Source organism: Mesorhizobium sp. M0189, from assembly GCF_040322135.1.
Classification (GTDB): Bacteria; Pseudomonadota; Alphaproteobacteria; order Rhizobiales; family Rhizobiaceae; genus Mesorhizobium.
In genome coordinates this window covers 62683-77127 of the sequence record NZ_JAMYSW010000011.1, presented here as the reverse complement: position 1 = coordinate 77127, position 14445 = coordinate 62683, and the positions used below count along the sequence as shown (strand labels likewise).

The following is a 14445-nucleotide window of genomic DNA, read 5'->3' as shown; positions in this document are numbered from 1 at the left end:
CGCTCATTTCACATGACCTCACATGACCGCGGCGATTTGGCAAATCACCCCTGGGAAGCGGGCGTTATTTTGTCCCGGAGCCGATATGTTTGCTGCTGCCATAGGCATGAAGACTACAAACAGGCAGACAACCAAGGCGGCGACAAGACCTAGCGAAGCGGGCTGGATAGCCTCACTTCCGTGATGATAGCGTGAAAGAAACGCGTTCCATCGATCCAGCCCAAAGCCTATCTCATCGTCGGCCGTTCCGGCCTGACGTTCAACAGGGGGTGAAAATCATGGAAGAGGAAGACGATGTCCTAAGCGACCTGAGCTATGTCGCCGAAAATTTCGATGATGTGGCAAAGGAAACGATCGTCCTGGTGCTGGAGGCTGCGATCGCCGAGATCATTGGCCTCAGAATTGCCCTGCAGACTGCCGCGTCGAAGGCGACACGGGCAACAGACTGAGTTGCAGCCGGGGTTGAACGAGCGCCTCAGCTCGGCGAGGTGTCACCCAGCGACGCCACGGTTTTCAGCGCGCCGTCAAGCATGTCGCCCTTCTCGTCCTTCAGCGCGGCTTCGCGCAGGCGTCTGATCCAGTCGGCGGCGTCCGGGCGGCCCTTGACCACGTCGAGCGCCGACAGCACGCGGTCGAACTTCGACTGCGCGCGGGCATGGGTATCGCTGTAGCCTTTGATCAGCCGGCGGCAGTTGAGGATCTCCGTGCCAAGCGCGTAGTCCTGGCCGACTTGGCCGAGCGCCAGCGCATACCAGCGCTCGAGATGGGCGGTCTCGACCTTGTGGCGCAGCAGGCGGCGGCGCCAGCGGCGCAGGCCGCCGATGAACCACAATGCGGCAAAGCCGGCAAAACTGTCGGTGCGGACGTGGCGGCCGCGATTGATGCGGCGGTCGAGAAAGGCGGCGAGCCTCGGCCGGCTTTCGATATAGCTGCCGAGCCCGGCCGGCAGCGTGCCGCAGAATTCCTCGATGCGCGGATGGAAGTATTCGGTCACCTGCAGGACCGAGCCGTCCTTGACGCCGACCTCGCGGCGTACGCGTCGGTCGCGGCTCGAGCGCGTCTTCAGGTCGGCGACGCGGATCATGTCGTCGTAGCACATCGCATTGGCCAGATGCTTGGCGGCGGCGATCGACAGCGCGTAGTCATGTTCGGCATTGTCCAGGACGACGGCCCGGTCTAGCCGGTCGAGATACTCGCCGCCATAGTCGATGTCCTGATAGTCGACAACCTTTTTCAGACCGCGCATCGCCATGTCGCGGACAGGAGCCGGCAAAGCATCGACCCGGGCGGCCAGGTGCTGCCAGCCTCCCAAGAGACTTTGCGGGCCGCTGACTTTTGTCGCCGCGCCCGAGCCAGTTTCAGCGGCTGCCGGCTGTGCCGTCTTATCGCCCGAAGGCGCACTCGCGATGCCGCGCGCCCGATCGTAGGAGGCACCGAAGGCGGCGAGGCTGGCCTTCACACCGCGGCCGCCGGCACTGACCGCCTGCTCGTAGCTCTCGCGTGTGAACGGCAAGGCATCGGAGCCGGCCAGCGCGCCGAGCAGGCTCGCCGAGATCACCGAGCCGTTGTCGGCGGCGATCTTCTCCATGTCGAAGGCGATGAAGCGCTTGGCCGCGGCTTCCGCCGTGGCATGCACCTTGGCGGACGAGGCGCGGCCGTCGCCAGGCTCGATCTTTTCCGAGACAGCTGCGATGCGGTGCGACGAGGCGATCAGTGTCGTGCGCTCCGGCGTGACGAAGCCGCGGATGATGGCGCGGCCGGCCTCCATCAGTTCGGCGGCGATCAATATATCGACGTCGCCCTGCGACGGCGACAGCGCGAAGACCGGCAGCCGGCCGCTGTCGCGGCACATCTCGACGTAATAGATGGTGGCGCCGGTGCGCTGGGCGACGCCGGCGACCGAGGTCGATTGCGCGACATAGCCGTTGCGCTCGGCGACGTCGGTGATCCAGTCGGCCAGCACGCCGCCGCCCTGGCCGCCGACCGCCAGCACGGCAAGCTTGATGACGCGCTCGTCGTCCGGCGCGCCGGCCTTGGAACGGGCTGATGGGACAGCGTCAAGCATCGGCGAATGTCAGGCGCCGGCTTTCACGGCGCCGCTGCAAGAGGCCGATCATGGCGCGGCGCGCCGCTTCCAGGAAACGGTCCCGGCGGCTCGGATTGTGCACCACGTCGGCGCGGTAAAAGGACGGGCAGAGCACCGCCGCGTCGGCAACCTCGCCGCAATTGCCACAGCCGACGCAGCTCTCGTCGATATGCGCCACCGGATCGTCGCGCAGCGGGTCGTCCAGCGACTTCACCGATAGCGACGGGCAGCCGGAAAGCCGCATGCAGGCATGGTCGCCAGTGCAGATATCCTCGTCGACGCCGAATTTCGGCTTGACCATCCGCTTACCGCCCTTGATCGCCTTGTCGACCAAAGGCTTTTCGCGGCGCTGCCGGTTGAGCATGCATTCGGACGAGGCGACGATGACTTTTGGGCCCTTCTCGTCCGTCGTCAGCGCTTCGCGCAGCGCGTCTTGCATCTTGGTTACGTCGTAGGTGCGGTCGATGTGGCGCAGCCATTTGACGCCCATCCCCTTCACCGCCTCGGTGATCGGATGCTTGGTCGACTTCGTCTTGTTGCCGGCGCGGGACGACAGGATGTCCTGCCCTCCGGTCGCGGCCGAATAGAAATTGTCGACGATGACGATGACGCCGTCGTTCTTGTTGAACACCGCATTGCCGATCGATGAGGTCAGGCCGTTGTGCCAGAAGCCGCCATCGCCGACGAAGGAGATCGAGCGGCGCCTGGCATCGGGCGAATTGAACGCCGAGGCCGAGGCCGGCCCCAATCCGTAGCCCATGGTGGTGGCGCCGAGCTCGAAGGGCGGCATGATCGAAAACAGATGACAGCCAATGTCGGAGGCGATGTGGTGCTTGCCCAACTCCTGTTCGACCAGCTTGGTCGCTGCGAAGATCGGCCGCTCCGGGCAGCCGACGCAGAAGCCGGGCGGGCGGCCCGGGACGACGTTGATCAGGTCGGCGGTGTCGAGCCCGTCGCCGATCTTGTTCGGCGCGCGGACCTCGCTTGGCAGCAGATGCGGGATGGTGGCGCGCAGGAATGATCCGATGCCGTCGAGCATCACCTGGCCGGTGTATTCGCCGGCCATCGGCAGATGTTCCTTGCCGACGAGCTTGGTGCCGCGCCCGGCCTTGTGCAGCATCGCGGCAAAGGCCTGTTCGATGTAGTTGGGCTGGCCTTCCTCGACGACGAGGACGGCGTCCTTGCCTTCGCAGAAGGACAGGAACTCGTCATCGACCAGCGGGTAGACGGCGTTCAGCACATAGAGCGGCACGTCGGTGTCGCCATAGGTGTCGGCGAGGCCGAGCCGCTGCAGCGCCCGGATGACGGAATTGTACATGCCGCCCTGCATGACGATGCCGACCGCGCCGTGCTCCGGGCCGAAGAACTCGTTGATCTTGTTGTCGCGGATGAAATCCACCGCCGCCGGCCAGCGTTTCTGCACCTTTTCCTTCTCGTGCAGGAAGGACGCGGGCGGCAGCACGATGCGGCCGGTGTCGCGGCGCGGCGCCTCGAGCGCATCGGCGACCGTCATCGCCGGGCGCTTGTTATCCTTGGCGATGAAATGGCCGTGCACATGGCAGCAGCGGATGCGCACCTGCAGCATGACCGGCGTGTTGGAAACCTCGGACAGCTCGAAGCCGTCCTCTACCGCCTTGACGATCGACGGCAGGTTCGGTCGCGGGTCGAGCAGCCAGACCTGGCTTTTCATGGCGAAGGCGTGGCTGCGCTCCTGCATGATCGACGATCCTTCGCCGTAATCCTCGCCGACGATGATCAGCGCACCGCCGGTGACGCCGCCGGACGCCAGGTTGGCCAGCGCGTCGGAGGCGACATTGGTGCCGACCGTCGACTTGAAGGTCGCCGCACCGCGGATCGGATAGTGCACCGATGCCGCCAGCATGGCGGTAGCGGTGGCTTCGGAGGCGCTTGCCTCGAAATGCACGCCAAGCTCGCCGAGGATATCCTGCGCATCGGCCAGCACGTCCATCAAATGGCTGATCGGCGCGCCCTGATAGCCGCCGACATAACCGACGCCGCATTGCAGCAGCGCCTTGGTGATGGCCAGAATGCCCTCGCCGGAAAACTCCTCGCCGGCGCCGAGTCTGAGCTTTTCGACTTCCTTGGCAAAAGACCGTTCGGCCATTTTGGGCTCCTTCCGTTGCCGCCAGGAATCTGGCGGCGCGTAAGATCAGATGTCGTGCTTGCGAATGTTCTTCAGCATCTTTTGCAGCGTCGCGATCAGCGCCGCGTATTCGGCATCGTCGATGTCGTCGAACATCGTCTCGAAAGCGTCGTGCATGGCCGGCCAGGCGCGCGCGAATTCGGCGCGGCCATCGTCGGTCAGGAACACATGGCGGATACGGCTGTCGGTAACCCCCTGCTCGCGCCGCACAAACCCTTGTCCCTCCAGCGTGTCGAGCGTGCGGCTCAAGGTCGACTGCTCGATGACGGTATAGACCGACAGATCGTTGACGGTGACGCCATCGGTGACCGACAGGACGGCCAGCGTCCTCACCTGCGGAATGGTCAGGCCCTGCTTGCGGAAATTGTCGCGCAAGGTGGCATTGTAGCGGCCCATGATGCGGTTCATCAGATAGGGCGCGAATTGCTGCAGGCCGATCTGGCCCAAAGTCGAGATGCGCTGGCGCTTTTCAACTTTCTGTTCCATCACAGCCTCCCCGCCAGGAGAAAGCCGGAGCCGCCGCCCAGCCCGGCGCCGGGATGGGTCGAGGCGCCGATGTGGTAGAGTCCCTTGACTCCGGTGGCGTGATTGCGGCTCGTCTTGAACGGCCGCCACAGGAACGACTGGTCAATAGTCGAGGAGCCGCCATAGGGATCGCCGCCGACCAGATTGATGTTCATCGCTTCCAGGTCGGCCGGCGAATAGGCGCGACGTGCGATGACGCTGTCCTTGAATCCTTCGATATGGCTGGCGAGGATCGCTTCGGCACGGTCGGCATAGGCTTCGCGCAGCGCCTCGGTCCAGCGGCCATCCGCAGGCGTCTCGAGCTTGCCGGCCGCATCACCCTTGATATTGCGAGGCGCCTCGGGAAGTTGAAGCCACAGGATCGCCTTGCCGTCTGGACAGCGCGACGGGTCGAGCGCGTGCGGCTGGCCGACGCAAATGGTCGGCACCTCCGGCAGCATGCCGCGCACGGCCTCGTTGCAGGCCTTCGAGACGCCGTCGAGCCCCGGCGTCAGATGCAGCAGCGCGACCTTGTCCAGGCCCTCGCCGCGCCATGCCGGCGGCTTGTCCAAGGCATAGTGGATCTGGAAATTGCCCTTGCCGTAGCGGTATTTTTGCGCCGCCTCGACGTCGGCTTTCGGGGCCGCGTCACCGAGCAGCCGCTCGTAGAGCTGGGTCGGCGTGACCGAGCAGATAACGCTCTTCTTCGCCGTGACCGTCTCGCCCGAAGCCAGCCGCACACCGGTGGCGCGGCCTCCGCTCTGGACGATGGAGGCAACGTCGGCGCCGGTGCGGATTTCGCCGCCACGTTCCCTGATCAGGGCTTCGAAGGCGGACAGCAGGTTCCTGGCACCGCCCTTGACGATCGGCGCGCCGGCCGCCTCAAGCGCGAAGGCGATGACCTTGGCGATCTGTCCCGAAAACGCATCTTCGGGCCCGAGGCCGGCATGCAGCACCCAGGGCGCCCACAGCGCGCGCATGGTTTCCGACTGGTAGGTGCTTTCCAGCCAGCCGCGCGCCGGCACCAGCGCGTCGCCGACAAAGGCGGCAAGGCCACGCGGGCCGCGCCGCCATGCCTCGCCCGCCAGCAGCTTTGCCGTCGGGTAAGACCACAGGCTGCCGCCGAGCAGCCCGAACAGGAGGCCGGCATTGCGCTCGATCTCGCCGACATCGCTGCCGTGCCGGTCGCCGTCGCCCGCGGCAAGCGCATTGGCCGCCGCGACATTGGCGGCGCGATCGGAGCGCAGGATGGCATGGCTGCCATCCGGACGCAGCACGCCGGTCGGCGTGGAGGTGTTGCAGAACTCCAGCCCGTGCCGCGCCAGATCCTTGCCCAGCGCCGCATAGGCCGGCGAGGTGATGAACAGAACGAAGGTCGTCGCCATCACGTCGTGGATGAAGCCGGGCGCGGTGATTTCTTCTGTGCGCATGCAGCCGCCGATGCGGTCGTTGCGCTCGAGCACCAGCACCTTCGCCCCCTTGCCGCCAAGCATCGCGGCGCAGACCAGCGCGTTGATGCCGCTGCCGACGATGATGTGATCAGGAGCGCTCATCGATGCGTGCTCCCGGTGAGCGGAAGGTGGAATTCATTTGCGCGGGTTGGCGTTCCTTCGCGCCCCCCTCTGTCCTGCCGGACATCTCCCCCACTTGGGGGAGATCGGCTGTCACCGCGGCCTTCGCCACTCTCCAACGTCGCAGGAATGAGCGGGGCGCCGAAACTGCCAATCTCCCCCCAAGTGGGGGAGATGTCCGGCAGGACAGAGGGGGGCGCCGTAGAGCCCCAGCTTTGCAAGGCTGCCGCTCCCAATTCGTCACTACAACGCTGCCTGCGCACATGATCTTCTCCCGAAGACCGCAGCTACCCTATTGCCTTGGCACCAACGCCAACGCGCGGATCGGGCTGCCGGTGCCGTGCTCGATTTTGAGTGGTGCGGCGATCAGGATCGCGCCTTTCGGCGGCAGCCGGTCGAGGTTGCACAGGCTGGCGAGGCCGTAGCGATTGGCCTTGTGCATCAGGCTGTGCGCCGGGAATGGCGGCTCCATGCCGCCGGCCTTGCCGGCATCGGTGCCGATCGTCTCGCTGCCCCAGCCCTTGATGTCCTTGCCGATCAGATACTGGATGGCTTCCGCGGTCGGGCCGGGCGTGTGAGGACCGGTCTCATTGGCGTTGAGGAACTCGGCTTCCGAGCCGTTGCGCTTATACCAGTCGGTGCGCATCACCACCCACTCGCCCGCGTTGATAACGCCATGTTCGGCTTCCCATGCCTTGATGTGATCGACGGCGAGCAGGAAATCGTGATCGGCGGCCGCTTCCTTCGAACAGTCGATGACATTGACGGGTCCGACAAAATTCTGCGCCGGAATGGTGTCGGTGGCGCCGTCCGGATAATCCTTACCGGTGATCCAGTGATTGGGCGCATCAAAATGCGTGCCTGAATGCTCGCCGAGTTTGAGCCAGTTCCACGCCCACCAAGGTCCGTTCCTGTCATAGGCGGAGATGGCGTGGATCTCGATCTTCGGCGTGTCTACCGCCAGTTCCGGCGGCAGCTTGATCAGCGGTGTGTCCGGCCCGAGCGGCGCCGTCAGGTCGACCACCTGGATGGCGCCTGAAAGAAGCTGGCCGGCGACTTCGCCGAGGAGTTGTTGCGTATCCATGGTCTGTGTTCCCTCTTCTTGGATGGCTCTGAAGGCTCGTTGCGGCCCTTAATATCCTACTAGACGAAAACATATGCATCTGCAATTATCTTTAAGCATAAAGGAAATGGGTTGGGTGGGATGTGAGCGAGTTCGACGCCATATTTGTCGGGGCAGGCCACAACAGTCTGGCATGCGCCGCGCATCTGGCGCTCAAAGGCTGGAAAACTGCCGTTTTCGAGCGCGATGCAACGATTGGCGGCGCCGTCCAGACGCGTGAATTCACGCTGCCGGGTTTCCGGCACGATTTCGGCGCGATGAATCTGAGCCTTTTTGCCGGCTCGGCCTTTCACAAGAAATATGCAAATGAATTGAAAACCCACGGGCTGGAATTCGTGCCGGTGGCCGACTGTTTTGCCAGTGCGTTCCCCGACGGCCGCTGGTTCGGTGTCAGCAGCGATCTGGAAACGACCGCTGCACGAATGGCCGCCTTCTCCGCAATCGACGTCGCCACATGGCGCCGCTTGGTTGCGGCATTCCCGGCCGAGGCCGAGCATCTGTTCCGGCTGCTGGGCTCGCCGATGAGCGGTCGAGCGCTCGCCGGCACTGCCTGGAACCTGTGGCGCAAGAAGGGTTTTGCCGGCGCGCTCGATACCGGGCGGCTGCTGCTTTCCTCACCCCGCGCGTGGCTCGAGGAGACTTTCCAGTCGCCGCATGCCAGGGCGACGCTCGCCACCTGGGGCATGCATCTCGACTTCGCCCCCGACATCGCCGGCGGCGCGGTGTTTCCTTACCTCGAATCCATGGCCAACCAGTGCTTCGGCATGGTGCTCGGCAAGCGCGGCGCCGACACCATCATCCGCGCTTTGTCGGGCATGCTCACGGCGGCCGGCGGCAAGATCGTCACTGGGGCTGACGTCGCCGAAATCACGGTGTCCGCCGGCAAGGCGACCGGCGTGCGGCTCGCTTCCGGCGAGATCCACACCGCCACCAGGGCCGTCATCGCCAGTGTCGCGCCCAAGGCGCTGACTGGGAAGCTGTTGCCTGACGGTTCGGGCGACGCCGTTTTCGACACGGCCATGAAAAACTTTCGCCATGCGCCGGGGACGATGATGATCCATCTGGCGCTCGACGATCTGCCGGACTGGCGCGCCGGCGCCGAGCTTCGGCAGTTCGCCTATGTGCATCTGTCGCCGTCGCTTGATGCCATGTCGCAAACCTATCAGCAGGCGATGTCCGGCATGCTGCCGGATGAACCGGTGCTGGTCGTCGGTCAGCCGACCGCGGTCGATCCCTCGCGTGCGCCGGACGGCAAGCATGTGCTGTGGGTGCAGGTGCGCATGCTGCCGGCCGAGATTGTGAGCGATGCGGCGGGCACGATCGCGGCGGCTCACTGGGACGAGGCTAGGGAGCACTACGCCGAGCGCGTCCTCGACATTATCGAGCGCTATGCGCCCGGCCTTCGCCGGAAGATCCTCGGCCGCGCCGTGTTCTCGCCCATCGACCTCGAACGCGAGAACCCCAACCTTGTCGGCGGCGACCAGATCTGCGGCAGCCATCATCTGGCGCAGAATTTCCTGTTCCGGCCGGCGCGCGGCTACGCCGGCTGGAACACGCCGGTCGGCAATCTGCATCTGACCGGGGCGGCAACATGGCCGGGCGCCGGCACTGGTGCGGGCTCGGGCTTCATGCTCGCACAACAACTTGGCGGGAGGTAAAGCCGTAATTTTCAACTCGGGTGAAGGAGGACAAGGCGCGGTTGCCCAAGGAGCCTGAACCCACCGATTGACAACGACACCGCGCATAAAAGCAACAGGGGAACGACCATGACAATCAACAGACGAGAATTGCTCGGATATGGCGCGGCCGCGCTTGGCGCTACGGCGCTCGGCCTGCCGCAAATCGCCAAGGCTGCCGGCGAACTGACCATCGCCTACAATGTCAACCTGCCGTCCTGGGACCCGACCACCGGACCTTCGGCAGTCAACCCGACCATCCAGGGCCTTTACCAATCGGTGTTCGACCAGTTCATCCCGCAGAAGCCGGACCTTTCCTTCGCGCCCGGCCTGCTCACCGAATGGGGCTGGAACGAAGATCGCAGCAAGATCACGATGACGGTGCGCGAGGGCGTCACCTGGCATGACGGCTCGCCATTTACGGCCGAAGACGTGGTCTGGTCGCTGCAGCGGGCGGGCGATGAAAAGACCGGCAACCCGATCCAGTTCGTCTGGAAGAACGTCAACAATTTCAAGATCGACGGCAACAAGATCACCGGCGATGTCGTGCAATTCGACCCAGTGTATTTCAAATGGATGTCGTTCCTGACCGGCTACATCATGCCGAAGGCCTATTACGAAAAGGTCGGCGCCGAAGGCTTCGAGAAAGCTCCGATCGGCACCGGGCCCTATATGGTCGACAAATTCGAGCGCAACGCCTTCCTGCGTCTCAAGGCCAACCCGAACTACTGGGGCAGCAAGCCGGCCTTCGAAAACGTGACCATCAAGTTCGTCACCGATGCGGCGAGCCGCGTCGCCGAGATCGAGTCCGGTTCCTCGCAGGTTACGCTCGAAATCCCCTATGAGGAATATGACCGCCTGATCGCCAAGGACGGGCTTGCCGGCTCGTGCAAGAACGTTTCCGACATCGGCATGATCTTTTTCAACGACATCGACGTGATGCTGGACAAGAATATCCGCCAGGCGGCGGTGATGGCGGTCGACAAGAAGCTGCTGGTCGACCGGCTGCTGCGCGGCTACGGACAGCCCATCGATACGCTGGAGACGCCGGAATACGCCGCCTACGATCCGTCGATCAAGGTCGAGCACAATCCGGAAAAGGCCAAGGAATTGCTGGCCGCATCCGGCTATTCGCCGGAAAAGCCGGTCAAGTTCACGATCCAGACGACCAAGGGCTTCAAGCCCAAGGATTACGAGATGATCCAGGCGATCGTCGGCATGTGGCGCAAGGTCGGCATCGAGGCGACGATCGAGGTCTACGAAATCGCCAAGCACTACGAGCTGCGCGCCGCCGACAAGCTGGCGCCGGCAGCCTTCTACAATTGGGGCAACGCCATCGGCGACCCCACCACTTCGACCGGCTTTGCCATGTATGGCCCGAGCCCGCATTCGGTGTGGGACAGCCAGGACTTGATCGACATGATCAACCCGCTATGGGGCGAGAAGGACGAGGCCAAGCGCATCGCCGGCTGGAAGGCCGTCGACAAATACATCGCCGAGCAGGCCTATGTGCTGCCGCTGATCCAGTATGCGCAGCCGATCGTGCATGCCAAGGGCGTCAATGTCGTGCAGCATGTGTCGGGCGCGCTGTTGCCGGCGCTGATGAGCCCGGCCTGAGATCGGCCCGGGACTAACGCGCGCCGTCTGCAACGACGGCGCGCCTTTTCCGCCAGGCATACAGGCGACCATGCTGCTGCAAAGATTCCTGATCCGTCTTCTGACGATGGCGATCACGCTGTTCGGCGTGGCCGTCGTCGTCTTTATCGTCATCCGCGTCGCCCCCGGCGATCCGATCGCGATGATGCTGCCGCCCGGCGCCACCGATGCCGACATCGCGCGGCTGCGCGCGCTGTACGGGCTGGACAAGACGATCGTCCAGCAATTCTTCATCTGGCTGTCCGGCGTAGTCAGAGGCGATTTCGGCACGTCGATCTCACTGCGGCAGGATGTGCTGGGGCTGGTCTTCAATCGCCTCCCGGCGACGCTGGAGCTCGCCTCCGTCGCGCTTGTGATGGCGGTGGCGATCGGCGGCACGATGGCGATCCTCGGCGCGCGCGAGCGCGGCACCGCGGTCGAGGCCGGCATCGACATTGCCAGTGGTGCGGCGCTCTCAATTCCCGATTTCCTGTGGGGTCTGGTGCTGATCTTGTTGTTCGGCGTGCTGGTGCCGGTGTTCGACATTTCCGGCCGAGTGTCGCCGCAACTCGACCTGCCCTTCGCCACGCAATTCTATCTGTTCGAAAGCATCGTGCGACTGCGCTTCGACCTGACCAGGGACCTGCTGGCACACATGCTGATGCCGGCGATCGCGCTGGCGCTGCCGCTGGCCGCGATCATCTCGCAGCTGCTGAAACAGTCGCTGAAGGAAGTGCTCGACCTCGACTATGTCGTGCTGGCGCGGGTAAAGGGCTTTTCGGAAACGCAGGTCATCCTGCGCGAGGCGTTGAAGAACGCGGCGCTGCCGACGCTCACTCTGGTCGGCGTGCAGTTTACCTTCCTGATCGGCGGCACGGTCATCGTCGAACGGCTGTTTTCCTATGAAGGTCTCGGCAATATGGCGATCGATGCCGTCATCAATCGCGACCTGCCGCTGATCCAGGGCATCGTGCTGGTCTTCGCGCTGTTGTTCGTGCTGATCAACCTTGCCGTCGACATGATGTACGCGTTGCTCAATCCGAGGCTGCGCCATGGATGAGGCCCGCATTTCAAGACATGGCTCGCGCGCCCGCCTGTGGCTGGCCGGCGGCTGGCTGCTGATTGCGCTGTTGGCCGCAATTTTTGCGCCGCTGGTCGCACCGCAGGACCCACTGGCGCAGGATTTGATGCTGGAGCGCCTGCCGCCGTTCTGGCTGGGCGGTGCCGAGCCCGGCTACTGGCTCGGCACCGACAGCCTCGGTCGCGATCTGTTGTCACGGCTGATCTTCGGTGCGCGCATCGCCTTCATCGTCGCCTTCGCGGCGGCCTTTGCCGCCTGCCTGGTCGGCTCGACGCTCGGCCTGATCGCCGGCTATTTCGGCGGCTGGGCCGACCGCATCATCTCGCGTATCGTCGATGTCTGGATGGCGTTTCCGCCGGTGCTGTTTGCCATCCTTCTGGTCGCCGTGCTCGGCACCGGCTTGAGCTCGGTCATCATCGCCATCGCCGTCATCGACTGGACGCGCTTCTGCCGGGTGATCCGCGCCGAGACCATGGGTCAGTCGCGCATGGACTATGTCGAGAACGCCCGCATCGCCGGCTATGGCCGCATCGGCATCATGCTGCGCGAGGTGCTGCCCAATGTGGTGCCGTCGATCGTGGCGCTGCTGTCGCTGGAGATGGGCATTGCCGTCATCGTCGAGGCGATCCTGTCCTTCGTCAATCTGTCGATCTCGACAGACGACCCGACCTGGGGCGGCATCATCGCCGAGGGCCGCCTGTCGATCCATCAGGCCTGGTGGGTGCTGGTGTTCCCGCTGGTCACGCTGATCCTGACGGTGCTGTCGTTCAGCCAGTTCGGCGAGGGCCTCAGGGCGCGTTTCGATCCGGTGCTGCGATGAACGCGCCTGCGAAACCCTGCCTGGACATACGCAACCTTAGCGCGGTGCTGCCTAATGGCTTGCGCGTGCTGCGCTCGGTGTCGCTCGCCGTCGAGCCCGGAGAAGTCCGCGCGCTGGTCGGCGAGAGCGGCGCCGGCAAGACAATGATCGGCAAGGCCGTGCTCGGCGTGCTGCCACCGAGCGTGCGCATCGTCGAAGGCAATATGCTGCTCGAAGGCGAGGATCTGGGCCGGCTGGCACCCAAGGCAAGGCGCACCCTGATCGGCGCGCGCACGGCGCTGATCCCGCAAGACCCGCTGACGGCGCTCAATCCGTCACGGCGCATCGGCCCGCAAATGACCGACCGGCTGGTGCGCATCCTCGGCTGGAGCGGTGAGAAGGCCGATGCACGCATCCGCCAATTGCTGGACGAGGTGCAGATCCGCGACCCCGAGCGCGTGCTCAAATGCTATCCGCACGAGCTGTCCGGCGGCATGCGGCAGCGCGTGCTAATCGCCGCGGCGTTTGCAGCCGAACCAAGGCTGATCGTCGCCGACGAGCCGACGACCGCGCTCGACGTGACCGTGCAGAAACAGATCTTGCGGCTGATCGCGCAATTACAGCGCGAGCACGGCACGGCGATCCTGTTCGTTACTCACGATCTCGGTGTGGTTGCCAAGATCAGCCAGAAAGTTTCGGTGCTCTATGCTGGCAAGGTGGTGGAAGAGGCCGATACCGCAGCGCTGTTCGCCGCACCCCAGCACCCTTATACGCTGGCGCTGATGGCGGCGACGCCGCGCTACACCGATCCGTTCGCCTCGCTGAAGCCGGTCGACGACAAGGTGCTGGCCGGGCTGGCCGCGGAGATCGCCGCCGCCGACCAGGCATGGAGGCGACCGCATGGTTGAGCCGCTGTTTTCCGTGCGCGGGTTGAAGGTTGCGTTGCCCGACATGACGCGCAAACCGCTGATCGGCCGGGCGCCGCTGGCCGAGATCCTGAAAGGCCTGGATTTCGACCTGCCAAGGGGATCGGTGACCGGCATCGTCGGCGAATCCGGCTCCGGCAAATCGACGCTCGGCCGTGCCTTGGTGCGCCTGCTGGAGCCCAGTGCCGGCAACGTCATGTTCGACGGCCGCGACATCACACATCTGCCTGAGGCCGAGCTCCGGCCGCTGCGCCGCAATCTGCAGATGATCTTCCAGGATCCGATGTCGTCGCTCAACCCGCGCCGCACCATCTTCAGCATCATTGCAGCACCCCTCAAGCAGAACGGGCTTGGCGACAATCTCAAGGCACGCGTCGCGGAGGCGCTGCAGCGCGTCGGCCTGCCGCAGAGCTTTGCCGGCCGCTACCGTCACGAAGTGTCGGGCGGCCAGCGCCAGCGCGTCGGCATTGCCCGCGCACTGGCGCTGTCGCCGAAATTCGTGCTGGCCGACGAAATCGTCTCCGGCCTCGACGTGTCGACCCAGGCGCAGATCCTGACGTTGCTGGAAAAACTCGCCGCCGAAATGGGCCTGACCGTTGCCTTTATCAGCCACGATCTGTCGGTGATCCGGAGGCTCTGCCGACAAGTGATCGTCATGCGCGAAGGCGCGATCGTCGAAGCCAGCGCGACGGATACTTTGTTCGAGCACCCGCGGCAGGCCTACACGCGCGACCTCCTCGCCGCCATTCCCCTGCCCGAGATCGATGACGCCTGGCTGCTTCCCGCCCCAAAGGCGCCGGCATGAAGCACAATCCTATTCGCACGCCGAAGAGCGGGCCTCGGGCGTGCGCCCGGCAAAATGTCTGCTATGGAGGATGAC

General features: G+C 64.6%; 12 protein-coding genes. 7 read left to right on the top strand and 5 right to left on the bottom strand.

Features of this window, described 5'->3' with window-relative positions; translation table 11 throughout:
* The first annotated feature begins 278 nt into the window (after nt 1–278).
* Nucleotides 279–449: a hypothetical protein gene (locus NKJ09_RS20135; protein WP_352483273.1), complete on the top strand. Its 171-nt coding sequence runs from the start codon at nt 279–281 to the stop codon at nt 447–449.
* A 26-nt stretch (nt 450–475) separates the two neighbouring features.
* On the opposite strand, the gene NKJ09_RS20130 is transcribed toward NKJ09_RS20135, so the two are convergent.
* The 5 genes from NKJ09_RS20130 to NKJ09_RS20110 form a co-directional block, all read right to left on the bottom strand.
* A complete protein-coding gene (locus tag NKJ09_RS20130; RefSeq protein WP_352483274.1) occupies nt 476–2065 on the bottom strand; it encodes an indolepyruvate oxidoreductase subunit beta family protein in 1590 nt (529 codons plus the stop codon).
* Complete coding sequence (locus tag NKJ09_RS20125) at nt 2058–4211, bottom strand: thiamine pyrophosphate-dependent enzyme (RefSeq protein WP_352483275.1); 2154 nt, start codon at nt 4209–4211, stop codon at nt 2058–2060. The genes NKJ09_RS20130 and NKJ09_RS20125 overlap by 8 nt, the downstream gene beginning before the upstream one ends.
* 45 nt (nt 4212–4256) lie before the next feature.
* Nucleotides 4257–4736, bottom strand: a complete 480-nt coding sequence (locus NKJ09_RS20120) for a MarR family winged helix-turn-helix transcriptional regulator (RefSeq protein WP_352493744.1) — start codon at nt 4734–4736, stop codon at nt 4257–4259.
* A complete protein-coding gene (locus NKJ09_RS20115; protein ID WP_352493743.1) occupies nt 4736–6307 on the bottom strand; it encodes a phytoene desaturase family protein in 1572 nt (523 codons plus the stop codon). The genes NKJ09_RS20120 and NKJ09_RS20115 overlap by 1 nt, the downstream gene beginning before the upstream one ends.
* 310 nt (nt 6308–6617) lie before the next feature.
* The gene (locus tag NKJ09_RS20110) at nt 6618–7409 is read right to left on the bottom strand and encodes a cyclase family protein (RefSeq protein ID WP_352483278.1); all 792 of its coding nucleotides are present in this window, start codon (nt 7407–7409) and stop codon (nt 6618–6620) included.
* A gap of 122 nt (nt 7410–7531) precedes the next feature.
* On the opposite strand from NKJ09_RS20110, the gene NKJ09_RS20105 reads away from it, so the two are divergent.
* The 6 genes from NKJ09_RS20105 (at nt 7532) to NKJ09_RS20080 (ending at nt 14370) form a co-directional block, all read left to right on the top strand.
* A complete protein-coding gene (locus tag NKJ09_RS20105) occupies nt 7532–9106 on the top strand; it encodes a phytoene desaturase family protein (RefSeq protein ID WP_352763363.1) in 1575 nt (524 codons plus the stop codon).
* 108 nt (nt 9107–9214) lie between these two features.
* Nucleotides 9215–10741 (top strand): ABC transporter substrate-binding protein, encoded by a 1527-nt coding sequence (locus tag NKJ09_RS20100; protein WP_352483280.1) that lies wholly within the window; start codon nt 9215–9217, stop codon nt 10739–10741.
* A gap of 70 nt (nt 10742–10811) precedes the next feature.
* Nucleotides 10812–11819: an ABC transporter permease gene (locus NKJ09_RS20095; RefSeq protein ID WP_023717865.1), complete on the top strand. Its 1008-nt coding sequence runs from the start codon at nt 10812–10814 to the stop codon at nt 11817–11819.
* Entirely contained in the window at nt 11812–12660 is an 849-nt protein-coding gene (locus NKJ09_RS20090; RefSeq protein WP_023717866.1) for an ABC transporter permease, read from the top strand. Before NKJ09_RS20095 ends, NKJ09_RS20090 begins: the two co-directional genes overlap by 8 nt.
* Nucleotides 12657–13547: an ABC transporter ATP-binding protein gene (locus tag NKJ09_RS20085; RefSeq protein ID WP_031193635.1), complete on the top strand. Its 891-nt coding sequence runs from the start codon at nt 12657–12659 to the stop codon at nt 13545–13547. Before NKJ09_RS20090 ends, NKJ09_RS20085 begins: the two co-directional genes overlap by 4 nt.
* A complete protein-coding gene (locus NKJ09_RS20080; RefSeq protein WP_023717868.1) occupies nt 13540–14370 on the top strand; it encodes an ATP-binding cassette domain-containing protein in 831 nt (276 codons plus the stop codon). The genes NKJ09_RS20085 and NKJ09_RS20080 overlap by 8 nt, the downstream gene beginning before the upstream one ends.
* Nucleotides 14371–14445: the final 75 nt, after the last annotated feature.